Genomic DNA, 21,090 nt, shown 5'->3' on the forward strand with positions numbered 1-21,090 from the left:
GTCAGTATATTGAAACAATATTTTGATGACTGTTGTCACGTAGATGATATAGGATTGTCGGTTCCCGCAAAAGACACGGAAATTTGGGAATATGCCAAACAGCAGGAAATGATTATTGTAACAAATGATGAAGATTTTTTACATCTTGCCGGCATAAAAGGCTTCCCGCCAAAAGTAATTTTATTACGTGTAGGCAACCAAAGCCGAAAACATATTGAACAACTTCTAATAAATATGAAATCTCAGATAACTTTGTTCATAGATTCGCCGGAATATGGTGTTTTGGAACTGGTATAAGCTTTCCGGCATAAATAAAGACGAGACTGTCTCGAAATGAAGAGGAAAAGAGTAACCTAAAGCAATTTATTTACATATTCTACAAAGGTTTTAGGATATCTGAAAAGTCTATTCATTTCTTATTAAAATAGGAATTAAGGCAAAAGTACTGCTTTCTAATGAAAGCGTAACTGATATTTTTCTATGAAGATTGATTTTGAATCAAACTTTATAATAAACAAATCCCAGATGAAAAGCCTGGGATTTGTTTGGATTTGTTACAAAGAATATTAGCTCCCTAATGGTCGTACTCCCATATTAAACAAAGTGAATGCCTGAATATCCGCATTTTCTTCTATAGTCTTGGATAGTGGTTTTCCTGCTCCGTGTCCCGCATTCACATCAACCCGGATAAGCACGGGATTTGTTCCGTTTTGGTTTTCCTGTAGCCCGGCTGCAAACTTAAAGCTGTGTGCGGGTACAACCCTGTCATCGTGGTCGGCTGTGGTAATAAGTGTGGCAGGATATTCCACTCCCGGTTTTACGTTATGCACAGGAGAATATGCCAATAAATACTCAAACATTTCCTTGCTTTGGTCGGCTGTTCCGTAATCATAAGCCCAACCGGCTCCTGCAGTAAAGGTATGGTAACGCAGCATATCCAAAACTCCAACTGCAGGAAGCGCTACTTTGAACAAATCAGGACGTTGTGTCATACAAGCGCCGACCAAAAGTCCCCCGTTAGAACCTCCTCTGATCGCCAGATAATCCGGTGAAGTATAACCATTCTCAATCAGAAATTCTCCTGCAGCAATGAAATCATCAAATACATTTTGCTTTTGCGTTTGAGTTCCTGCTACGTGCCATTGTTTACCATATTCTCCTCCTCCTCTCAGATTCGGCACGGCATAAATTCCCCCGTTTTCCATCCAAACCGCATTGGCAATTGAAAAGCCCGGAGTAAGACTCACGTTAAATCCTCCGTAACCATAAAGAATGGTCGGATTTTTTCCGTTGAGTTTAATTCCTTTTTTGTGCGAAATAATCATAGGAATTTTTGTTCCGTCCTTCGAAGTATAAAACACCTGTTTTGACTCGTAATCATCGGAATTGAATTTCGCTTTTGATTTTTCGTACACTTCTGTTTTTCCTTCTTTCGGTTCGTACGAGTATATCGTTCCTGCCGTAATATAATTCGTAAACGTGAAATAAAGTGTCGTATCTTCTTTTTTACCTCCGAATCCTCCTACTGATCCCACTCCCGGAAGCTCAACCTCACGAACTAAATTCCCATGGTAATCATATTGCTTTACCTGCGAAATCGCATCTTTCATATAGTGGGCAAAGAAATACCCCGAACCGGTGGAAGGAGAAAGTACATTCTCCGTTTCAGGAACAAAATCGACCCAGGGAGCAGAAGGGTTTTTGGCATCAGCTATCACGATTTTGCGGTTAGGTGCATCTTTATCGGTTACGATAAACAATTTGTCCCCGTCATTTTCAATAACATAATGATCGTTATCGAAATTATTTACAAGAGTAACAATCTTACTGTTTGGATTTGTCAAATCTTTAATATACAATTCATTTCCGTAAGTGGAATTAGCCGCAGTAATAATCAGATATTTATCATCTTCCGTTACATAACCCCCGATATAACGTCTTTTTTGGTCAAGTCCGAAAACTATTTTGTCTTCCGATTGCGACGTTCCCAATTTATGGTAATACAATTTGTGCTGGTCTGTCATTGCGGAGAGTTCACTTCCTGTCGGCTTATCATAACTCGAATAATAGAATCCCTCGTTTCCTTTCCACGAAAGTCCGCTGAATTTAATATCAATAAGTGTATCTCCCAGAATTGCTTTGGAAGTTACATCCATAATGATGACTTTTCTCCAGTCACTTCCCCCTTCCGAAATAGCATAAGCCACCGTTTTGCTGTCTTTGGAAAATTCCAGCCCTGCCAACGAAGTAGTTCCGTCCTCTGAGAAATTATTCGGATCAAGGAAGATCTCTTCATTTCCGTCTTTATCCCTTTTGTACAAAACGTACTGATTCTGTAATCCGTCGTTTTTGAGATAAAAAGTGTAATCTCCTTCGGTAAACGGAGCGCCGATTTTCTCGTAGTTCCACAAATCTTCCAGTTTGTTTTTAATTTGATTTCGGAAAGGAATTTTTTCCAGATAACCAAATGTCACTTCGTTTTGCGCTTTAACCCAGGCTGCCGTTTCGTCTGAACGGTCATCTTCCAGCCAACGATACGGGTCTTTAATTTCCGTATCGAAATAGGTATCCACCGTATCCACTTTCCTGGTTTCAGGATAAGTAACCTCTACTACTTGTTTGTTTTCTTGCTTACACGAAACCAAAGCAGATACAATACACATAAGGATAAGAACTTTTTTCATATGAAATGATTATTTAATTATTCACAAAAGTAGTTTTTTATAATCAAAGTCAAAAATAATTGTTAAAATGTTCTTCAAAAATTCCTGAATTTTGAATAGAAAAAAGATTAAATCCCTAAAATCTTGTTCGCTATAAATGCTATTGCACACTACGAATTTGTTTGAGCAGGAAATCCCTGTTTTTGATCCCTACGAAACGGTTTATCTCGACGCCGTTTTTGAACAGGATCATTGTGGGAATACTCCGCACATTGTATTTCCGGGCAAGCGACTGGTATTGCTCGATATCTACCTTCCCGACATGGAGGTTCTCCGTCAGTTCATCGGCCACTTCGTTCAACACGGGGGCCATCATCCGGCAGGGAGTGCACCATGCCGCCCAGAAATCGACCAGCATTACTTTGCCTTTTGTCTGGTGCTGAAAGTTTTTATCCGTCAGGGTGATAATCTTTTGATGGTCGCCGACCATGGGAGTCTTTCTTATTTTAGCCTGGAGTCTGTACATATAAATAATAAAAGCCGGCGCGAGTAACCCGATAATAATTAAAACTGTTTGCATATCATGCCGGAATTAGTTGTTTCTTCGTTTTCAAATTGTGCAAATAGGCGGACGCGCTGAGTGCTGCCACCGTTCCGTCTCCCACGGCCGTGGCGACCTGGCGGAAACGCTTGGCGATGCAGTCTCCCGCGGCATATACGCCTTCGATGTTGGTAGACATGTCGGGATTTACCTGTATCTCTCCCCATTGGTTCAGTTTCACCTTGCCTTTCAGGAACTCCGTATTGGGGATATAGCCGATAAAGATAAACACACCATCGATGCTGAAACGGCTCGTTTCGCCCCTCCTGAGGTTCTTTATATCCACGCTCTCCAGCTTATCGTTTCCAAAGAATGCTGTAATAGACGACTCCATGGTAAAATCTATTTTCGGATTGTTGCGGGCTTCTTCCACAGCATGTTCGAAAGCCTGGAAATGATCGAACTGGTGGACGATATGGACCTTGGAGGCATATTTGGTGAGTGATACTGCCTCCTCAAGCGCTGAATTACCGCCGCCCAGCACAATAATTTCTTTATCTGTAAAGAAATCACCGTCGCAAGTGGCGCAATAGGATATTCCCCGGCCTTTGAATGTATCTTCACCCGGCACGCCTAATGTCCGCGAACGTCCACCCGTAGCAAGGATGACGCTGTCGGATGTGTAGATGCTTCCGTCGGAAAGTGTCAGGCCTTTGGTTTCCCCCGCCAGTTCTAAACCGGAGATTGCGACATTAGACCGGATATCGCATCCGAAGGACTTTGCCTGTTTTTTCATCATGTTGGCAAGTTGATAGCCGCTGATGCTTTCCACTCCGGGATAATTGGCAATTTCATGGGTAAGCACCATTTGTCCTCCCACCGTGCCCTCATTCACGATAAGCGTCCTGAGTTTCGCGCGCGACAGGTAAATGCCCGCCGTAAGCCCGGCGGGACCTGCCCCTATTACGATCGCATCATAATGATTGGTTGCGTTCATCATCTCAATCAGTTAGTTTTTACCGAACTTCTCATCCAATATTGCGGTAACCTGCTCTCTGGTCTGAATGCTGGAAGTGGCTTTTACCACTTTGCCATTCTTGTAATAGATTGTAAAAGGAATTCCCATAAATCCCCTTACTTCGGGCAGGTTGCGGATTACATACGCTTCGGGGTTGTCAAATTCCATGTCACAGAATTTTATGTGCGGGTATTCTTCTTCGAGTTCTTCGGCGATTCCATATACCGGGATACACATAGGCCCCATGCGTCCGCATATAACCATTACGTTTTCGTTCCCGTTGATGATGTCAGCATGATCTTCCGCTGTCTCAATGTGATGCAAATTTGTGTACAACATAATTCTGATAATATTAATTGTTTATACTTGACGATGCAAAATTACAGCGGCCAATGCGATAAATAAAGGAATTTACGCTCTTACAGGACAATATCCGCATTGAGATCGGATAGCTTTTTTATTGAGAAAGATTAACTTTGCATCCGGATACTTTTTATTGAATGAGAAAAACTCGACTGATAATCAGATCTCTGACATTTTAGCGATAAACCGATTTTACCGTAATGAAGACGATATTAGAAAACGACAACAATTTCGTATGTGACATACAGGCTCCCTGTTTTCAGATGTTGACGCCTGAAGAGGTTGAACTGGTACAGAAAAGCAAAACGCAGGTACTGTTCCGGAAAGGCGATAACCTGACCAAGCAAGGTGCTTTTGCCTCTTACGTGCTTTTTGTGATTGACGGTATGGTAAAACAATATATGGAGGGTGAGGGGAACAAAAGTTTTAATTTAAGAATTATCCGTCCCGGGGAATTCGTGGGACTATCCTCTGTTTTCCTCCGGAATACATTCAACTATTCATCGGTAGCCCTGACCGATTGCAGGGCATTCCTCGTGGAAAAGGATGCGATAGCCGGCGTGGTTAAACAAAACGGAATGTTCGGATTCAATATCATCAAAAGATACTGCGAACAGAATGCCGATTTGCTGGAAACACTGCACACCGTGATTTATAACCAGATAAACGGCCGTATGGCTAAAGCCTTGCTATATATCGACGGATTCAAGAAGGACTACCCTGAGATATTCCTGCTTCTCTCGCGAAAGGATATTGCCAACTTTGCCGGCACTTCTGTCGAAAGCGCAGTGAAACTGTTGAAAAATTTTGAGAAGGACGGATTAATACAGTTGAATGAAAAAGATATTTTGATTATCAACTACGAAGCACTGGCTGAAATAAGTAAAAGAGGTTAATAAAATTTATATTTTTGATTATTCTATTTCAATGCCCAGAGCAGATAATTGTTTGGTTATAATTCTAGGCGTTCAGGATCTTGTCTATTATCCCAAAAAGAAAGTATATATAAGTTATTCTTTATCACGGTGTAATAGATAGCATAATCATGCATAACAGTGAGGCGTCTTACATTATCCCTGTTCTTCACTTTTTCACCGATAAGCCTGTTTTCTACTATTAGGTTTATCGCTTTGTCCGTTTCAGCTTCAATTTTTTCTGAATACGTTTCAGTCCCATTACGTTTAACCCAATAACGCAAAATATCCGATTTTTCTTTTACGGCTCTATTGCTCCACTTTATAGATAGCATTGTGAAATATTTTTTTCGCTTCACTATGGGACATAACATTTCCGTTTTTCACGTCTTCCAATCCTCTATCTATTGCCTCCATTTCTGCAGCTGAAACTTCTATCTCATTTTCGTCGGTATGGCTCGTAAAGCGAATACGCATTTCTTTCAGGATAGACTTTACCAAGTTGCTTTGCCTTTCGTTTCCAGGTGTGATGATTATTGTTTCCATACTGATCTCTTTTTTATTTCTCGTAAAGATATACGATTTTTTCTTTTTATCAAATACCCATGCTTTTTTATCAGATAAAAAATAATAATAGAATGACCTCTGTCAAATTCGGGTTCGAATCCTAAAAGGTTAACCACTGGTACTTGAACCTTTTATCGGCCAATAATGAAATGGAGTATATGTGTTATCCTTTTAATATCAGGTGATTAAAAGATAGGGACAATGCCTATATAGGATTCGATCCCTGTTAACCACAATTTTTGGAAGTGGGTGAGAATGAAAAACCCAAAAATATGGAATTCTGAAAATCAGTTGATTGTAAAAAAATAAGCCTCAACTTGCGCTGAGACTTTGAGTGAACTGTGCAGGATTCGAACCAGCGACCTCTGCCCTGTCAAGGCAGCGCTCTAAACCAGCTGAGCTAACAGTTCGAGCCGCAAAAGTACTGAAAAATATGATATGTTCATCATAATTTCTTTTTTTCTATCTCCAGAAATCAAAAAAATGATGAACAGGTCCGTGTCCTTTGCCGATTTCATATTCAGCGCCGACTAAAATAGCGCGATCTATATACTCTTTCGCTTTCCTTACAGCATCGTTGAGCGGCAACCCGTGCGCCAGAAAAGCGGCAATGGCCGAAGATAATGTACAACCTGTTCCATGGGTGTTTTTAGTTGTAATACGTTGGGAACTTAGTGCTGTCAATTCATCGGTTTCGGCATTATAAAACACATCTATCAACTCATCTTCTGCCAGATGTCCGGCTTTTAATAAGACCGATACGGAACGGCCAAAAGAAAGATCCTTTACAACTAACGGTAAATCCTTTTGAGACCGGATCTCTTTCCCCAGTAATATCTCCGCTTCGGGAATATTGGGCGTTATGACGCGCACATGCGGTATCAACTCTTCTTTCAATGTACTGATGGCTTCGTCCTGCAGTAACTTGTCACCGGATGTGGCCACCATCACCGGATCCAGCACAATATCCCTGATGGCATATTCAGACAATGTGCCTTTTACCGACCGGATGAGCTCGGACGAATGGAGCATCCCTATTTTAATTGCATCCGCTCCGATATCATCCAGCACGGAACGGATTTGCCCTACAACAAATGGTACAGGGACAGGGTGTACACCGGTTACACCTACCGTATTTTCATCTACCACGGCCACAATCACCGTCGCACCGTAGCATCCGCAGGCGGAGAATGTTTTTAAGTCAGCCTGGATTCCCGCGCCTCCACTCGGATCGCTGCCTGCAATGGATAAGGCTCTTCTATACTGTTTTTTCATTTGTTTTTTCTTTTAAAATTAAACCGGCCATTGTTCCTGTCTGTAAGCGCTGTCCCAGAAAAGCCATTCAAGTTTGGTACTTATAATAAAAGACTCGGTCATAGCTTTTTTGCGGTCTTCGGTACATTGTTCCGCAATTTCATCGCAAATGGCGATAGCTGATATGACGGACCTTGCAAACTCTTCACCGCCATAGGTATCGATCCACTTTTGGTATGGATTATTATCTTTCGTTTGATGCTCCAATATATAATCTCCCACTTCCTTATAAACCCAAAAACAAGGCAATACCGTAGCCAACGCCACTTCTATGGGTGCATTGGCCAGTTGTTTCTGAAGAAAGGAAATGTATAACAGACAGCTTGGCGATGGTTCTATCGCTCCGTTGCTCTTTAGCTCCTGCATAAAGGATTGATGCAATACTTTTTCGACCGCCAGAGTACCACCGGCAAAATGGATGAAAGCTTCGATATGCCCGGGATCATTTAATTTTGACGCAATCCCGGTCAATACTTTCCCATAATCCGACAGATAAATAGCATCCTGCCGGATGTAAAACAGAAACGTTTCCTTGGGTAAGGTTCCATTGATCAGCCTTTTGATAAACGGAAGTGCCAATATTTTCTCATAAACAGGCTTTGTCGATTGCCATGCTTCTTCGCTCCACTTCATACGATTTTTTTGTGTATGGAAATACTATAGATTCAATAATTTCAGGACCCGTGTTTTGAAATAAAAAACTAAGGCGAAAGAACCTGTCTCATTCATTTCAAACACTCTTAATTCTTCACTTTTCACTTCTCACTCCGTTGATTTTCTGTCGTCACTCGGCATAGTGCAATCAAGCTTGCCTCTGCCCTCGTTCCTAAGAAAATTCACTTTTAATTTTGATTGATGGACGATATCCGACAGCTGTGATGCCGCCAACCGGGGATCTGCCGCCGACATAATGGCCGAAACAACGGCAATACCGTCTGCGCCGGCTTGTATTATATCCCGGGCATTGCTGTTGTTGATTCCACCGATACCGACACTGGGATGTTTCGACAAGAGAGAAATCTCACGAACGCCTGTCAGGCCTAACTCTTTAGCAGTATCTGTCTTGGTCGGAGTACTGAAAACAGGAGATATCCCGATATAATCTATATCCAGCTTATTGGCCTCAAGCACATCCTGTACATTTTCAACGGACAGGCCGATTATTTTGTTCTTCCCTAATATTTTCCGCGCAACTTCATAGGGAAGATCGTATTGGCCGATATGCAGTCCTTCGGCTTCGCAGGCAAGCGCTATATCTAACCTGTCATTGATAATCAACGGAATATTGTAAGGCTTCAGACACGCTTTGATTGTAATCGCCTGCCGGTAAAATTCTTTTGAAGAACAGTCCTTTTCGCGCAACTGCACCATGGTAACCCCTCCTTTTACAGCCTCTTCCACTACATATTCCAACGGCCTGCCCAGGGACAATAAACGGTCGGTAACCAAATACAGACTTAAGTCGAAATTCTTCATAGTCGAATATTTTGCCTTATGGCATCTTCGTCGATATTGAAAAGTGTATCCAGAAAGTTTATTTGAAGACTGCCGTTTCCTTTCGAGGTTCTGGTCGCAATTTCTCCTGCGATACCCATAATAAACATGGCGTGGGTGGCCGCTTCAAGGAAGTTCGGGTTGATAGCGGTAAAAGTTCCTACGATAGCGGATGCGGTGCATCCCATACCTGTCACTCTTGCCATCATCGGGTTCCCGTTCTTTACGGTCTCAACGGCGATTCCATCGGTTATATAATCCGTTTCCCCGCTGACAACCACGATTGCACCGGTTTCGTTAGCCAAAGCTTTAGCCGGATTTAATGCAGCTTCAGAACTGTTTGTACTGTCAACACCTTTGGTCCGCGCGTTGGCATTGGATAAGGCGATTATTTCCGAAGCATTGCCCCGGATGACCGAAGGCCTGCACTCTTCTATTATTTGCATACATACCCTCGACCGGTATGATGTGGCTCCGGCGCCCACAGGATCGAAGACAACCGGGATATGTCTATCCAATGCCGTCTTGCCTGCTATCAACATGGCTTTTACCCATTCGGCCTCAAGGGTGCCGATATTGATAACCAACGAAGAAGCTATACCGGCCATTTCGGCAACTTCATCCAGCGAATGCGCCATTACCGGCGATGCGCCTACTGCCAGCAACGCATTTGCCGAATTATTCATCGCCACATAATTGGTTATGTTATGTATGAGTGGGGACCTTTCTCTTACAAGGTTCAGGTCCCGAACCAAATTTTCAATACGTATCATTTTTATTAGAATTTAGATAGAATATGATTTTAAACATTATATTGTCAGAGGCTTTGTCCCTTAATCAACAAAACTTTTATCCATTTTTCAGCAATAAAAAAAGCCGTTCCATATTGGTGAAACGGCAATGATTGAATACATTGAATACTATGTAAACGTAATCTTTTTAAATTTCCGTTTCCCTACGATGTCAATTACAACATATCAGGTTCAAGGGTTTGATCTCAGCTCTTTATAAAAAGCACCCCTAACAGAGATATCACAAAGATATATATAAATGATGAATAATCCGGGTTTTGTCAATAAAAAACATTTATTATTGAGGCACCAAAGCTGTATATAATTTCAAAACGAATTGAATAATACTTAATAAACCGATTTATTTTCGTATCTTTGTACCCATTAGCAATTAAGTTCATATTGGATCTTTCTTCATCAATGTTTTGCTCCGCTGTTTTTTGCGGGTCTTCCCATCGCCGAAATCGACATCAAAATCAACTTATTTGTTTAAGTTATCAATCAGTTGCAAGAATGTGCCCATACAATTTAACGTGACACATCTTGTTTAATATTAAAACATGACATTTAAAGAATTATCTATTGTAGAGCCGGTATTGAGGGCTCTGAACGAAAAAGGACATACAATTCCCACACCAATACAACAACAGGCTATTGCCCCGGCACTTGACAACCGTGATATCTTAGGACTGGCACAAACCGGCACAGGAAAGACCGCAGCTTTTGTACTTCCCATCATACAACAACTCTATTTGAATAAATCTCAGGGTCGAAAAAGAGAGATCAGAGCGTTGATTTTAACACCTACGCGGGAACTGGCTATCCAGATCAACGAATGCCTGAGCGATTATATCCGCTATACGGGGCTTCGCCACTGTGTGATTTATGGTGGAGTAAAGCAGAATGCACAGGTAAATGCATTGAAACAGGGGATAGATATATTGGTAGCTACTCCGGGACGTCTGCTCGATTTAATGAACCAGAAGATCATCAGTCTCCAGTCTATCCGCCATTTTGTGCTGGATGAAGCTGACCGGATGCTGGATATGGGATTTATCCACGATATCAAGCGGTTGTTACCACAACTCCCCAGGGTGAAGCAAACCCTCTTCTTTTCGGCTACCATGCCGTCTTCTATAGCTGATCTCTCACGCTCTATCCTGCACAAGCCGGTCAGGGTAGAGGTGGCGCCGGTATCGTCGGTAGTGGACACCATAGAGCAATATATCTATTTTGTAGAAAAACCGGAGAAGAAAAATCTGCTGATAGACCTGCTGAAAAAGGATAGAAAGAAATCGGTACTGATATTTTCCCGCACCAAACATGGAGCGGATAAGATCGCAAGGATACTTAGCAAGTCCGGAATAAACAGTGCAGCCATCCACGGGAATAAATCGCAGAATGCCAGACAAAAGGCGCTGTCTGATTTTAAATCGCACAAAATACAAACCCTTATCGCGACCGATATTGCAGCCAGGGGAATAGATATCAACAATCTGGAACTGGTCATCAACTACGATCTTCCGGATGTGGCCGAGACCTATGTGCATCGCATCGGCCGCACGGGCAGGGCAGGGAATACAGGTACTGCGTTGACGTTCTGTGCCGATGAAGAGAGGGATATGTTAAAAGATATCCAGAAATTGACGGGAAAAACCCTTGTGGTAGCAAGCTAAACAACAATTCAATAAACAAAAAATAAATAAAGATATTTCAGGTATAAATATGGCTAAATCAGTTTCGTATAACAAAAGAGACATAGAAAAGAAAAAACAGGAAAAACGTTTGGAAAAACAAAAACGTAAAGAAGAGCGCAAAGCCAATGCAGGTTCCGGCTCATTGGATGATATGATCGCATATGTGGATGAAAACGGGGTGATCACCGACACTCCACCGGATCCGGTAAGAAAGCAGGAAATTGATATCGACAATATCGTGGTATCCACTCCAAAGAAGGAAGATGTCGTGGAGCCCGAACTCAAGGGACGGGTGGAATATTTCAATCCCGACAAAGGATACGGCTTTATCAAGAATGCGGCCAATATGGATAAATACTTCTTCCATATCAGTAGCGCACCGGCTTCTATCGATGAAGGAGATAAGGTTACCTTCGAGTTGGAACGCGGCAAAAAAGGGATGAATGCCGTGAATATTGTCATTACGGATTAAAGGATAGCCAACCGGACGAGATGACTTACAGTGGCTATTCAAAGATATAAATGCCATCCGTCAGAAGAGGTCTACATTGTAAACCGCATTACTCCACAATCCATTGCCGGAATTCGGATGCCCGGTTCTTACTCACATAGATCCTTTCGGGGATTGCCGTATCAAGCGTCAATAGCAACCGGTTATCAAACCAGATGGTGATATCTTTCACGCTTTTCTTTGCTACGATAAATTGTTTATTCGCCCGGAAGAATTCTTTCGGGTTTAATGTCGACATAATGCTGTCGAGCGTTTTCCTGTACGGATAGTTCTCACCGTTACGCATAAACACCCTTGTGTCATCGGACGAGGTATAGAAACAGGATACCTGGGCAAGGGACACAGGCAACAATTTGTCGTTTATGGGGATCAGGAGCCTTTCGGGATAACCTTGTACAAGGCTCAGTTCCGGCATCTTGGACAAATACCGGTGAATTTCCGTACGCCCCAGTTTATGATATTTATCCAGCGCCCGTTTTAAATATACTGGATCAATGGGTTTAAGGATGTAATCGATACTGTTTACCCTGAACGCCTCGATTGCATATTCATCATAAGCCGTAATAAATATAATAGGGATTTCTACCGTAATAGCCGAAAAAATATTGAACGCGGAGCCGTCAGACAAATGGATATCCATGAAAATCAGGTCCGGCGCATGGTTTTTTCCCAGCCATCGTTCGGATTGCTCGATTTTGAAAAGGAAGACGACCGCATGGATTACAGTAGCAACGTCCCGGGTTCATTTGTCCGGAGCTTCCGGCTCTCGGAGAACGAAAACAACATGAAGATGGGAAATGTGGAATTCAATTACAGAAGGGATTTCAGTGAGAAGAGCAATCTGGACCTGACCGTTTCTCACCATGCAATGGATCGTGAGGAAGAATCCCTGTTTACCCAGCAGTCCGAATTTGCCGATGGAAGCGAGAGCAGTTCCTACCAGTTTCAGCATCAGGATAATAAATCGAGGTCATGGGAGATACAACTCGATTATGTCACCGAGTTTGGACAGCAGAACAAGGTCGAAGCCGGTTACAAGGGAGATCTGTCGCGGACGGAAAGCCCGGTGGAAACTGTTTCGGGACCCACTGAAGAATCCGCCGTGTTCGATGAGGACCTTTACAATTTTTTCCGGTATAATCAGGATGTGCATGCTTTGTACGCCACCTACTCGAAACGAATCAATCAATTCGGGTTCCAGACGGGATTAAGGGGTGAATATACGCGTATGGATACCAAATCCCTGGCCTACGGGGAAACGGAAGACAATGTAGCTCCTTATGAAGATGATTACTTGAGTCTTTATCCCAGCGCTTTCATATCCTACACATTACCCGGAAATAACGAACTCCAGTTGAATTACACCCGAAGGGTTTCCCGCCCCCGCAGAGGGCAATTAAACCCTTTCATGAACGTAATGGATTCGACCAATATCACGTACGGGAACCCATACCTGACACCGCAATATTCCAATGCACTGGAACTGAATTATATCAAAAGCTGGGATAATCACATGTTATCCACTTCGTTGTATTACCGGAATACGGCCGATGTGATCCAGCGGATCAACTATCTGAACGCCGACAACATCATGATGAGTACGCACGCGAATGTGGCAAAAACACAATCTGCGGGCGTGGAGTTCATTGTCAAGAACAGCCTGTTCGGTTTTCTGGATCTCACTTCCACCCTTAATCTCTATTACAATAGCATCTCCGGTTTCAGCTATCTTCCTGCCGGAGCACAGGAGCCGGTAACGGGCGAGGCAGACGACGATTTCTCCTGGAACGGGCGTATCGTAGCCAATGCCGCCCTGCCATACGACATCACCATGCAGGTTACGGGAAATTATAATTCCAGGCAGATCATCTCGCAGGGATACACGAAGCCGAACGGGTCGGTCGACATCGGTTTCCGGAAATCATTCCTCAACCGGGCATTGCATCTGACACTCAACGGACGGGATATTTTTGAGACCCGGAGAAGGGTTACGGTCACTTCCGGCGCCGGATTCCACCAGGAGAATATGTTCAGGGTATCGGGAAGAACCATCGGTCTGACCCTTACTTATTCTTTCGGCAATATGAACGGCGACCGGAACAATGATCGCCAGCAGCCAATGATGGACGACGAAGAATTCTGAAGTTATCCGCATTGACTTTTTATTATGTCTCTACATAATTAAATTGATATATTTTGCTGCCATCGTTGACAAGAAAACGATCCTGTACCAGCCCGGGTTTTATTTATTCATTAAGGCATAAAGAGCAAAAGAGCCCAGCCAATGGCTGCCCATATAATCATCATCAGTTATATTATCCAGTGAATAGCTGAGGTGATGGTCCGCTATCGTTCTCAGATATTCCAGTTCAGGCAGTTTTTTCTCGATAATATATAAACATGTCGCTCTACTGAAATTTAACCCGTCGAGGTGAACCAGATGGCCATCCGTACGGTCCGAGACTTCACCGGGTTCCAGCGAGAAACCGGGATTAAATATCTCCGGCAGGAAATTCTTGAGCCATATACGGTATTCTTTTGTATCCAATACTTTGCTCATCAGCAAGGCTTCTTCAAGGCAAGGGGAAAGAAAGTCATTACCGCCGGGCTCATACGAGAGATTACAGTCTACGTCATTCCCATACAATCTTATTGCATGCTCTGTTATCAGTTGTTCAAACTCCTTATCGCCTGTGCATCGGGCATAATCAACAGATAAAGACAGCCCGAAAGCTGTATTGTCATGTTGTCCGGTGCGGATAGGGTAGTAGAGCTTCGGCAAATATTCTTTATATTTACCCACGAGTATGTCTGCCAAAGGTTTCAGCGTTTGATTCCATCGTTGCGCATCGGGATCATCCCAAGAGTATAATTCACTTTGTAGTTGAAACAACCATGCCCATCCATAGGTACGCTCAAAGTTCCGGTTGTTATAATCCTCAAAAAAAGCCGATTCTACAAATACATTTTCCGGTGTTATATTCCTGTTCAGAATGGCCCTTACTTCTCCTGAGTTATCCAGTTGAGGATAATCCTTCAATAATTTTACAATGGACCAATAGCCGTGTACCGCTGAATGCCAGTCGAAACAGCCATAGAATACAGGACGCAACTCTTTCGGATTTTTCAGTTCATCCGTACTGCCTAATACCTGTCCCAGCTTATTGGGATATTCAACCTCTATACAATGGACAGGCAGCCTGAATATCTTTTCTGCTTGTTGCAGATCCAGCGTTTGGGCATTCACATATCCGCAAAATAATAAGAAAATAATGAAATACTTTTTCATTGTACAAATTTAAGAAGTTATTGGGAATAAGGTATATTATACATCATGAAAAAATCTTTCAACTCTCATCTGCATATCATTGCCAGAAAAAGAAGTTGAAAGATTCAGAGGTTTTGATGTGACTTTCCGTTTCAACAATACGGATGCTTACAAGCTGTTTTATTACTGTTCAGCGGCGAATGTTGAGATCAACTCAAATTCTTCAAAAGTCATATTCAGGTCTTTACGGTTTATGGGTTCTTTCCCCATTTCTTTCCTTAGCTTATACTTGTCGATATGCGACTGGGAGTGCTCTTTGCTGGCATGCCATTTCTCCTGGGATTCCTTGTCTTTCCAGTAAATAAGCACTTTTATTATATCAAAATCGTCCGCCTCTCTGTTGACCAATATATCGCGGCGAATAAAACCTTCTGCTTTACTAGACCTGGAAGGGAGCGATAAATCCTCAATGACTGCGTGCGTGAGATTCTTCGCCACCTTCATATTACGTGACATTACATACATAACTGTGAATTTTTAAAACGTTTATTAATTACTATACTATTTATTGCGGACAAGCGTATCCAGTAACATTTTTAAATTATACCAGCAGGTGTTTTCCTTATTGATTGTCCGGACCAGAATATCCTGTTCATTCATAGGGACACCTAAAATCCTAAAAATGTCAAAAACTTCCCGTTCCGCTACATTTACACAATATAGCCTTTTCTCATGTTCAGCATGTTTCATACAATTATCGCATGCTGAATTTAAATAACTGACCATCACTGTAATTTTTATTTGTTCTGACTTAAACATCCATCTCCCTGGGGAGCTCTCAATTAAAAAATAAAATTACTCCTTTGCGATTAATTGTGCAATACCCTAAAATAATGATTTTTCACCCGTAAATTAATCTGTTTTGGGGATAACAGGGCTACTTACTCTCCTTAACTCCTTCATCCATATCGGAAGAATAACCGATGCCATAGCAGGGATAGGGTAGTCTATACTGCCTTTCCCACTATATTTTCCCGGTGTTCCAATCCCCATTCCACCATTACGTCCAATACTTTGGTCAGGGACTGGCCTGATCTTGTCAATTCATATTCAACGGTAACAGGGACACTATCATATACCGTTCTTGTCACAATTCCGTTCATCTCCAGATCCCTTAACTCTTTGGACAACATCCGCGGAGTGATCTTCGGGATGTTCCTCTCCAGCTCCTTGAAGCGTTTCTTGCCGAAAAACAATGCCCCGATGATGGGTAACTTCCATTTGCCGCTGACAACATTCATCGTATCATTGATTGCCAGTACATAACTGCCGGCACATTGCTTTGCTTTATTCAGTTCAATCGAAGGACTCATATATATCTGATTTTGTTAATACTATACTAAAGTATACCGATATACATAAGTATAGTAGTTACATATTATATAGCAAATATAGCTAAATTTGCATCATCAAAGTGATTTTATCAATAAAAATTACAGTAATATCAAATTAAAAAATATGTCATTAATAAACAATTTGAACTGGCGCTACGCCACAAAGAAAATGAACGGACAGGCCGTTCAGCAGGAAAAACTGGATTACATTCTCGAAGCAGCAAGACTTGCACCATCCTCCTCCGGATTACAACCTTACAGGGTTTTTGTCATCAGCGACAGGAAGGTACTCGAAAAAATAAAAGAAGCGGCTTTCAACCAAAGCCAGATAACAGACTGTTCCCATCTGATCGTATGGGCTGCCTGGGACAGCTATTCAGCCGAAAAGATCGGGAATGTAATGGAAAAGACATCAAGGGAACGCGGGTTGCCGGATAATGCGATGGGTGAATATGCCCAGTCGCTTTGGGCAAATTATCAATCCCTGGGTGAAGAATGGCATAAAAACCATACAGCCAAACAAGCCTATATATCATTCGGATTAGCGATTGCCGCAGCGGCAGAGCAACAGGTCGATGCCACCCCTATGGAAGGCTTCGACTCTGCTAAATTAGATGAAATCCTCGGCCTTGACGCATTGGGTCTAAAGAGTGTCGTTATCCTGCCCATAGGCTACAGGGATGGCCAACACGATTGGCTTGTAAACCTCAAAAAAGTGCGCACACCCAAAGAAGAATTTATCACAGTAATTGATTAATTCATACAACAAAAAATTTATGGCAGCTCCGGATTCATCATCAAAACTATTCATATTTACTTGTGGTTATGGTAAAAGATAGAATGAAATTCGGGGCTGTCCATTTGGAAGTGACCCACAGGGGAAAATCACTTTGGTTTTACAGGGATATTATCGGGTTACGGTTGCGGAAAGAAAACGGGTATCTGGAAATGGGGACGGATACCGAAACATTGGTCGTATTGCACCCAACGGCAAAACTATCCGGGAAGCATGGATATAGCGGACTTTACCACTTTGCAATTCATCTGCAATCCGAGGCAGAGTTCGCCCGTGTTCTCGCCCGCCTTATTTCCAAACGATACCCCATTTCACCGACAGACCATACCATTTCGAAAGCAATCTATCTTAATGATCCGGATGGAATTACGGTAGAAATAACGTTTGAAACCCCCGAACGTTTCTCTGAATATATTGTAAAAAACGGAAGATTCCTTTCCCTTGACAGAGACGGGACAGAGAGATTGTCGGCGGCACCGCTTGACGTTGGAACCTTGATGCAAATCGTCCCCCATGACGGCATACAAAAACCGCTACCCGCAGATACCGTTATCGGGCATATTCACTTATATGTGGGTAATCTTGAAAAAGCAAATGATTTCTATAAGCAAATTGGCTTTGAAGAACATTCTTTTTCCCCTCAAATAAAATTTGCCGATTTGAGCGCGGGTGGTGTTTTCAAACACAGAATGGCGATCAATACCTGGCAAGGTCTGAATGCACCACAGCCGCCGGACGGTACGGCAAGAATGAGACATTTCACCATTAAATATGTTTCGGAAGAAGGCCTGAAATCGGCATTGGCAAATGTATCAAAGTTCGAGAAAACTGATAAAGGCTATATTGTATTTGATCCATCGGGTACCAGAATAATTCTGACAACTGGGGACTGATTGAATTTGATCAATGGTTCTGAAAGTTTATATTTTCCATCAGACTTTAGTCCACACAGGGTTTAATTTCAAAATTTCTTTATATACAGGGCAATCTTCTCTATGTGCACCGGGTAGATAACCAATGCTCATCAAAAACTCGTTGACGATTTCCCCGCCTGTAAAGCGGAATGTCTTTTTAAACAGCTTTGTCCATTCTTCTTTTGTCCTGGGATGATTGGTTTCCAACCATTTGTTGAATGAACCATATTCTCTTTGTAACGAACAAATCGTTTTCGCATTTTCTATGGCTGCGTTAATTTTCAAACGGTTACGAATAATACCCGGATCGTTCAGTAGTCTCTCTCTGTCAGTTTCCGTATAAGAAGCCACTTTTGTAATATCAAAATTATCATACGCTTCTCTGAACGATTTTTCTTTTTTTAAAATCGTTTCCCAACTCAAGCCTGCCTGGTTGATTTCCATGATTAACCGTCCGAACAATTCATTGTCATCGTGAATTGGAAAACCATAATGATTATCGTGGTAATTCTTGTGCAGCGCTTTTCGCCCTTCCGGTTCCAGGGCGTCTATATAAAAACAGTAGGACATTATTTTCGGTTTATTTACTTTCTTCTACTATGATTGCCTTGTATATCCCTATCGTTGTAAATAATAGGATTACAAATATATAAAATAATGTCTTATTCCTTTTCATTTATTACGCATTGCTGAGCATGATTTCCAAACGGGTAATCTTGTTATCCGTTATCATCAGATGATAATCCAGGGCAACCGGGCTTCCATCAAAATCTCCTGAAACTACATTTGCACTTATGTATGAAAGAAACGTTAAGTTTGAATTGCGGTCTTGACCTGATTGGTGAAGTCCTCTACGGCAAATGGAAGATCCGTTTATTGTGGTTTATCCATAAAGGATATAAGCGCCCGAGTGAATTACAACGTAAAATACCCGATGCTTCCCGGAGAGTTCTGAACATCCAGTTGAAAGAACTGGAAGCACACGAATTGATTACCAAAACTATTTATCCGGTAGTTCCACCAAAGGTCGAGTACAGTCTGACTGAATTTGGAGAAACACTGATTCCTGTTATTTCGGTATTGGGTCAGTGGGGTGATGAACATCAGGAACGTTTACGGCATCTCATCCTGAAACGATTAGGTCAACTGCCGCTGGATTAAAAGCGATTTAACTAACAATACATTCATAGAATAAGCTATCAGGATTAATTTTCGTCTTATCCCCACGGATCTCTCTTGCATCTGATTTCTCCCTGTCTTTCCTTATGGAATACGGTCCGGTATAACTTTTTTCGATACAATTCATTATACCCGGTCTCATTCTATATTTATCGGCAAGCTGTCCAAAATCATCTATTTGTCCTTCCCCGAAGCATTTTAAACATATTTCAGCGCAGGCTCGTGCATCATGTTCTGCCCGGTGATGTTTAAGTGGGATATTGAAATAATCACAAATTGCATTCAGGTTATCTTTCCAGATAGAATCAAATTCAGGGGAGTTCTCAGTATCTTCCGGTGTGATCCCATGTATCCGGATATTAAAATTATCATATAAATTGTCTTTGGGCCTGATAAGAGAGGAATACGTATCCACTATTTCTCCGTTTTCAACAAACGAAAGTCCGATTTCGCAGACATTGGATAATTTTTTCGGTTATAATTACCTTTCTAAGAATTCCCATGATCAAATAATTATTTTATAAACCGAATTTGGAGATTCAGTTTGAGATACTGTTCACCTCCATCCTTATAAATTACTCCAAAATCATGTCTTGAGGTACTGGCAGTTTCAAATTTAGTGTTGTTCAGCAAATAGTCTTCAAATTCATTTTTATTGTATATATGAACAAGTCAACAATCGGGATTTTAACCGTATGGGATTCCATACAGTTAGAAATGGAGAAGGAAGATTGCTTAATGAAGCAGTCTATCATGATTTCATATTCTTTTACTCGTTTTCTTCATAATAATAGGAATAGTCAATCCCTTTCATGAATATTTCCCGGCTGTTGATTTCATCTGTGAGTGCATCTTTTAGTAAAGTCTTTAGTCTAACACTGTTGGAGGAACTTTGTATCATTGCATTCATATAATCGTCTTTACCGATCTTGCTCCAATCGACACATCGTTTCAGTCTTTTCTTCAAGATCAGATCCAGCCAGATTCTGGTACTTCGACCGTTACCTTCCATGAATGGATGAGCAATATTCATTTCCACATATTTATCGACTATCTCCTCGAAACTGTCTTCCGGCATCTGTTCAATTTGTTTCAATGTGGTACCTAAAAACTGTGCTACTGCAAACTGGAAGCCCCCTTTCGAAATGTTCTTTTGTCTGATTTGACCGGCAAAATCATATAACCCCCCGAAAATATAGGCATGAATTTTCTGTAGACTTTTTGTCGTTCCGACTTCCTCGTCTTCGATAAGATTGCTTTCGAAGAGGGAATACGCCTTCTTCTTGCTTTGTCCATCAATACTGTTGTCGTTGTATGTGAACCAGTCGAGAAATTTGATGGCTTTATTATTGGGAAAATGCTTGGCAAGAGAAATAACGCCATCATAATCAAGGACGTTTGAAAGTCTCCTTTTCCCATCAGGTGCTTTTAATTTCAACTGGGTAGTGACGCTACCCAGTTCATTTCCTTCTTTTCTCAGTTTGGCTTTGAGGTATTTCCAATAATTTCGTGTTTTGGTATAGTCGTCTTGGCTTGTAAGAACAGCAACAATATCCAAGACGGAAAACCACCATTTGTTGTTTTCTTCGTCCCAAATAGCACGAACTTCACGGTCATCGAAAAAACGGATGGATATTTTTGTCTTATCGCTCATTGCTATGTCTAT

General features: G+C 41.8%; 26 protein-coding genes, 1 tRNA gene, 1 pseudogene and 1 riboswitch. Of the genes and pseudogenes, 8 read left to right on the forward strand and 20 right to left on the reverse strand.

Features of this window, described 5'->3' with window-relative positions:
• Nucleotides 1-9: 9 nt before the first annotated feature.
• Nucleotides 10-297 carry a DUF5615 family PIN-like protein gene (locus PSM36_RS08670; RefSeq protein WP_232001393.1) on the forward strand — a complete coding sequence of 96 codons (288 nt, stop codon included), beginning with the start codon at nucleotides 10-12 and terminating at the stop codon, nucleotides 295-297.
• Between the two features lie 269 nt (nucleotides 298-566).
• On the opposite strand, the gene PSM36_RS08675 is transcribed toward PSM36_RS08670, so the two are convergent.
• The 4 genes from PSM36_RS08675 to PSM36_RS08690 form a co-directional block, all read right to left on the reverse strand.
• On the reverse strand, nucleotides 567-2,684 hold the full coding sequence (locus tag PSM36_RS08675) for a prolyl oligopeptidase family serine peptidase (protein ID WP_076930581.1): 2,118 nt from the start codon (nucleotides 2,682-2,684) through the stop codon (nucleotides 567-569).
• Nucleotides 2,685-2,823: 139 nt separating this feature from the next.
• Nucleotides 2,824-3,243: a thioredoxin gene (trxA, locus tag PSM36_RS08680; RefSeq protein ID WP_197684894.1), complete on the reverse strand. Its 420-nt coding sequence runs from the start codon at nucleotides 3,241-3,243 to the stop codon at nucleotides 2,824-2,826.
• Between the two features lies 1 nt (nucleotide 3,244).
• Nucleotides 3,245-4,204, reverse strand: a complete 960-nt coding sequence (trxB, locus tag PSM36_RS08685) for a thioredoxin-disulfide reductase (protein WP_083710990.1) — start codon at nucleotides 4,202-4,204, stop codon at nucleotides 3,245-3,247.
• A 9-nt stretch (nucleotides 4,205-4,213) separates the two neighbouring features.
• The gene (locus PSM36_RS08690; RefSeq protein WP_173823129.1) at nucleotides 4,214-4,561 is read right to left on the reverse strand and encodes a YbbN family protein; all 348 of its coding nucleotides are present in this window, start codon (nucleotides 4,559-4,561) and stop codon (nucleotides 4,214-4,216) included.
• A 224-nt stretch (nucleotides 4,562-4,785) separates the two neighbouring features.
• Here PSM36_RS08690 and PSM36_RS08695 point away from each other — a divergent pair, with 224 nt between their 5' ends.
• Nucleotides 4,786-5,481, forward strand: a complete 696-nt coding sequence (locus PSM36_RS08695) for a Crp/Fnr family transcriptional regulator (protein ID WP_019540695.1) — start codon at nucleotides 4,786-4,788, stop codon at nucleotides 5,479-5,481.
• 56 nt (nucleotides 5,482-5,537) lie between these two features.
• On the opposite strand, the gene PSM36_RS08700 is transcribed toward PSM36_RS08695, so the two are convergent.
• The 7 genes from PSM36_RS08700 to thiM all read right to left on the reverse strand — a co-directional run bounded on the left by PSM36_RS08700 (nucleotide 5,538) and on the right by thiM (nucleotide 9,647).
• The gene (locus tag PSM36_RS08700) at nucleotides 5,538-5,834 is read right to left on the reverse strand and encodes a type II toxin-antitoxin system RelE/ParE family toxin (protein ID WP_076930583.1); all 297 of its coding nucleotides are present in this window, start codon (nucleotides 5,832-5,834) and stop codon (nucleotides 5,538-5,540) included.
• A complete protein-coding gene (locus PSM36_RS17350; protein WP_076930584.1) occupies nucleotides 5,809-6,045 on the reverse strand; it encodes a DUF2683 family protein in 237 nt (78 codons plus the stop codon). The genes PSM36_RS08700 and PSM36_RS17350 overlap by 26 nt, the downstream gene beginning before the upstream one ends.
• 356 nt (nucleotides 6,046-6,401) lie before the next feature.
• Nucleotides 6,402-6,476, reverse strand: a tRNA-Val gene (locus PSM36_RS08710).
• A gap of 52 nt (nucleotides 6,477-6,528) precedes the next feature.
• Nucleotides 6,529-7,341 (reverse strand): bifunctional hydroxymethylpyrimidine kinase/phosphomethylpyrimidine kinase, encoded by an 813-nt coding sequence (gene thiD / locus PSM36_RS08715; RefSeq protein ID WP_076930585.1) that lies wholly within the window; start codon nucleotides 7,339-7,341, stop codon nucleotides 6,529-6,531.
• A gap of 18 nt (nucleotides 7,342-7,359) precedes the next feature.
• Nucleotides 7,360-8,013, reverse strand: coding sequence for a thiaminase II (gene tenA / locus PSM36_RS08720; RefSeq protein WP_076930586.1), 654 nt, complete (start codon nucleotides 8,011-8,013; stop codon nucleotides 7,360-7,362).
• Nucleotides 8,014-8,142: 129 nt separating this feature from the next.
• Complete coding sequence (gene thiE, locus PSM36_RS08725) at nucleotides 8,143-8,856, reverse strand: thiamine phosphate synthase (protein ID WP_232001395.1); 714 nt, start codon at nucleotides 8,854-8,856, stop codon at nucleotides 8,143-8,145.
• Complete coding sequence (gene thiM / locus PSM36_RS08730) at nucleotides 8,853-9,647, reverse strand: hydroxyethylthiazole kinase (RefSeq protein WP_076930587.1); 795 nt, start codon at nucleotides 9,645-9,647, stop codon at nucleotides 8,853-8,855. Before thiM ends, thiE begins: the two co-directional genes overlap by 4 nt.
• A gap of 162 nt (nucleotides 9,648-9,809) precedes the next feature.
• A riboswitch (TPP riboswitch) is annotated at nucleotides 9,810-9,906 on the reverse strand.
• 319 nt (nucleotides 9,907-10,225) lie between these two features.
• Between thiM and PSM36_RS08735 the strand changes: the two genes are divergently transcribed.
• Both PSM36_RS08735 and PSM36_RS08740 read left to right on the forward strand, forming a co-directional pair.
• Nucleotides 10,226-11,341 (forward strand): DEAD/DEAH box helicase, encoded by a 1,116-nt coding sequence (locus tag PSM36_RS08735; RefSeq protein WP_019540701.1) that lies wholly within the window; start codon nucleotides 10,226-10,228, stop codon nucleotides 11,339-11,341.
• A gap of 49 nt (nucleotides 11,342-11,390) precedes the next feature.
• Nucleotides 11,391-11,834, forward strand: coding sequence for a cold-shock protein (locus PSM36_RS08740; protein WP_019540702.1), 444 nt, complete (start codon nucleotides 11,391-11,393; stop codon nucleotides 11,832-11,834).
• An 88-nt stretch (nucleotides 11,835-11,922) separates the two neighbouring features.
• Here the strand turns inward: PSM36_RS08740 and PSM36_RS08745 are convergent.
• Nucleotides 11,923-12,567: pseudogene (locus PSM36_RS08745) on the reverse strand (LytR/AlgR family response regulator transcription factor); the annotation flags it as partial.
• Nucleotides 12,568-12,588: 21 nt separating this feature from the next.
• On the opposite strand from PSM36_RS08745, the gene PSM36_RS08750 reads away from it, so the two are divergent.
• Entirely contained in the window at nucleotides 12,589-14,016 is a 1,428-nt protein-coding gene (locus PSM36_RS08750) for an outer membrane beta-barrel family protein (RefSeq protein ID WP_232001560.1), read from the forward strand.
• Nucleotides 14,017-14,115: 99 nt separating this feature from the next.
• On the opposite strand, the gene PSM36_RS08755 is transcribed toward PSM36_RS08750, so the two are convergent.
• The 4 genes from PSM36_RS08755 to PSM36_RS08770 form a co-directional block, all read right to left on the reverse strand.
• Nucleotides 14,116-15,162: a DUF2891 domain-containing protein gene (locus PSM36_RS08755; RefSeq protein WP_076930588.1), complete on the reverse strand. Its 1,047-nt coding sequence runs from the start codon at nucleotides 15,160-15,162 to the stop codon at nucleotides 14,116-14,118.
• Between the two features lie 162 nt (nucleotides 15,163-15,324).
• Complete coding sequence (locus tag PSM36_RS08760) at nucleotides 15,325-15,666, reverse strand: antibiotic biosynthesis monooxygenase family protein (protein WP_076930589.1); 342 nt, start codon at nucleotides 15,664-15,666, stop codon at nucleotides 15,325-15,327.
• Nucleotides 15,667-15,702: 36 nt separating this feature from the next.
• A complete protein-coding gene (locus PSM36_RS08765) occupies nucleotides 15,703-15,891 on the reverse strand; it encodes a hypothetical protein (protein ID WP_139233414.1) in 189 nt (62 codons plus the stop codon).
• Nucleotides 15,892-16,148: 257 nt separating this feature from the next.
• On the reverse strand, nucleotides 16,149-16,514 hold the full coding sequence (locus PSM36_RS08770; RefSeq protein WP_076930591.1) for a winged helix-turn-helix transcriptional regulator: 366 nt from the start codon (nucleotides 16,512-16,514) through the stop codon (nucleotides 16,149-16,151).
• 145 nt (nucleotides 16,515-16,659) lie between these two features.
• Here PSM36_RS08770 and PSM36_RS08775 point away from each other — a divergent pair, with 145 nt between their 5' ends.
• Nucleotides 16,660-17,292 carry an NAD(P)H-dependent oxidoreductase gene (locus tag PSM36_RS08775; protein WP_076932150.1) on the forward strand — a complete coding sequence of 211 codons (633 nt, stop codon included), beginning with the start codon at nucleotides 16,660-16,662 and terminating at the stop codon, nucleotides 17,290-17,292.
• A 68-nt stretch (nucleotides 17,293-17,360) separates the two neighbouring features.
• Entirely contained in the window at nucleotides 17,361-18,224 is an 864-nt protein-coding gene (locus PSM36_RS08780; RefSeq protein WP_083710992.1) for a VOC family protein, read from the forward strand.
• A gap of 39 nt (nucleotides 18,225-18,263) precedes the next feature.
• Here the strand turns inward: PSM36_RS08780 and PSM36_RS08785 are convergent, their stop codons facing one another.
• Nucleotides 18,264-18,815 (reverse strand): DNA-3-methyladenine glycosylase I, encoded by a 552-nt coding sequence (locus tag PSM36_RS08785; RefSeq protein ID WP_076930593.1) that lies wholly within the window; start codon nucleotides 18,813-18,815, stop codon nucleotides 18,264-18,266.
• A 228-nt stretch (nucleotides 18,816-19,043) separates the two neighbouring features.
• On the opposite strand from PSM36_RS08785, the gene PSM36_RS08790 reads away from it, so the two are divergent.
• Nucleotides 19,044-19,406 carry a winged helix-turn-helix transcriptional regulator gene (locus PSM36_RS08790; RefSeq protein ID WP_076930594.1) on the forward strand — a complete coding sequence of 121 codons (363 nt, stop codon included), beginning with the start codon at nucleotides 19,044-19,046 and terminating at the stop codon, nucleotides 19,404-19,406.
• A gap of 7 nt (nucleotides 19,407-19,413) precedes the next feature.
• Here the strand turns inward: PSM36_RS08790 and PSM36_RS17355 are convergent, their stop codons facing one another.
• The 3 genes from PSM36_RS17355 to fic all read right to left on the reverse strand — a co-directional run bounded on the left by PSM36_RS17355 (nucleotide 19,414) and on the right by fic (nucleotide 21,078).
• On the reverse strand, nucleotides 19,414-19,839 hold the full coding sequence (locus PSM36_RS17355) for a 3'-5' exonuclease family protein (RefSeq protein WP_076930595.1): 426 nt from the start codon (nucleotides 19,837-19,839) through the stop codon (nucleotides 19,414-19,416).
• A gap of 98 nt (nucleotides 19,840-19,937) precedes the next feature.
• Entirely contained in the window at nucleotides 19,938-20,057 is a 120-nt protein-coding gene (locus tag PSM36_RS17875; protein ID WP_197684895.1) for an HpaII family restriction endonuclease, read from the reverse strand.
• A 136-nt stretch (nucleotides 20,058-20,193) separates the two neighbouring features.
• Entirely contained in the window at nucleotides 20,194-21,078 is an 885-nt protein-coding gene (fic, locus tag PSM36_RS08805) for a protein adenylyltransferase Fic (protein WP_076930596.1), read from the reverse strand.
• Nucleotides 21,079-21,090 lie beyond the last annotated feature (12 nt).

This window comes from Proteiniphilum saccharofermentans (assembly GCF_900095135.1).
GTDB classification, from domain to species: Bacteria; Bacteroidota; Bacteroidia; order Bacteroidales; family Dysgonomonadaceae; genus Proteiniphilum; species Proteiniphilum saccharofermentans.

Coding starts and splice junctions, on each gene's coding strand:
- PSM36_RS08700 (WP_076930583.1), bottom strand. CDS start 5,834: ATGCTATCTATAAAGTGGAGCAATAGAGCCGTAAAAGAAAAATCGGAT.
- PSM36_RS08775 (WP_076932150.1), top strand. CDS start 16,660: ATGTCATTAATAAACAATTTGAACTGGCGCTACGCCACAAAGAAAATG.
- PSM36_RS08675 (WP_076930581.1), bottom strand. CDS start 2,684: ATGAAAAAAGTTCTTATCCTTATGTGTATTGTATCTGCTTTGGTTTCG.
- PSM36_RS08770 (WP_076930591.1), bottom strand. CDS start 16,514: ATGAGTCCTTCGATTGAACTGAATAAAGCAAAGCAATGTGCCGGCAGT.
- PSM36_RS08750 (WP_232001560.1), top strand. CDS start 12,589: ATGGATTACAGTAGCAACGTCCCGGGTTCATTTGTCCGGAGCTTCCGG.
- PSM36_RS08760 (WP_076930589.1), bottom strand. CDS start 15,666: ATGTATGTAATGTCACGTAATATGAAGGTGGCGAAGAATCTCACGCAC.
- PSM36_RS17350 (WP_076930584.1), bottom strand. CDS start 6,045: ATGGAAACAATAATCATCACACCTGGAAACGAAAGGCAAAGCAACTTG.
- trxA (WP_197684894.1), bottom strand. CDS start 3,243: ATGCAAACAGTTTTAATTATTATCGGGTTACTCGCGCCGGCTTTTATT.
- PSM36_RS08740 (WP_019540702.1), top strand. CDS start 11,391: ATGGCTAAATCAGTTTCGTATAACAAAAGAGACATAGAAAAGAAAAAA.
- PSM36_RS08695 (WP_019540695.1), top strand. CDS start 4,786: ATGAAGACGATATTAGAAAACGACAACAATTTCGTATGTGACATACAG.
- fic (WP_076930596.1), bottom strand. CDS start 21,078: ATGAGCGATAAGACAAAAATATCCATCCGTTTTTTCGATGACCGTGAA.
- tenA (WP_076930586.1), bottom strand. CDS start 8,013: ATGAAGTGGAGCGAAGAAGCATGGCAATCGACAAAGCCTGTTTATGAG.
- PSM36_RS08755 (WP_076930588.1), bottom strand. CDS start 15,162: ATGAAAAAGTATTTCATTATTTTCTTATTATTTTGCGGATATGTGAAT.
- thiM (WP_076930587.1), bottom strand. CDS start 9,647: ATGATACGTATTGAAAATTTGGTTCGGGACCTGAACCTTGTAAGAGAA.
- thiE (WP_232001395.1), bottom strand. CDS start 8,856: ATGAAGAATTTCGACTTAAGTCTGTATTTGGTTACCGACCGTTTATTG.
- PSM36_RS08765 (WP_139233414.1), bottom strand. CDS start 15,891: ATGAAACATGCTGAACATGAGAAAAGGCTATATTGTGTAAATGTAGCG.
- PSM36_RS08780 (WP_083710992.1), top strand. CDS start 17,361: ATGGTAAAAGATAGAATGAAATTCGGGGCTGTCCATTTGGAAGTGACC.
- PSM36_RS08790 (WP_076930594.1), top strand. CDS start 19,044: ATGAAAGAAACGTTAAGTTTGAATTGCGGTCTTGACCTGATTGGTGAA.
- PSM36_RS08735 (WP_019540701.1), top strand. CDS start 10,226: ATGACATTTAAAGAATTATCTATTGTAGAGCCGGTATTGAGGGCTCTG.
- PSM36_RS08690 (WP_173823129.1), bottom strand. CDS start 4,561: ATGTTGTACACAAATTTGCATCACATTGAGACAGCGGAAGATCATGCT.
- PSM36_RS08785 (WP_076930593.1), bottom strand. CDS start 18,815: ATGTCCTACTGTTTTTATATAGACGCCCTGGAACCGGAAGGGCGAAAA.
- thiD (WP_076930585.1), bottom strand. CDS start 7,341: ATGAAAAAACAGTATAGAAGAGCCTTATCCATTGCAGGCAGCGATCCG.
- trxB (WP_083710990.1), bottom strand. CDS start 4,204: ATGATGAACGCAACCAATCATTATGATGCGATCGTAATAGGGGCAGGT.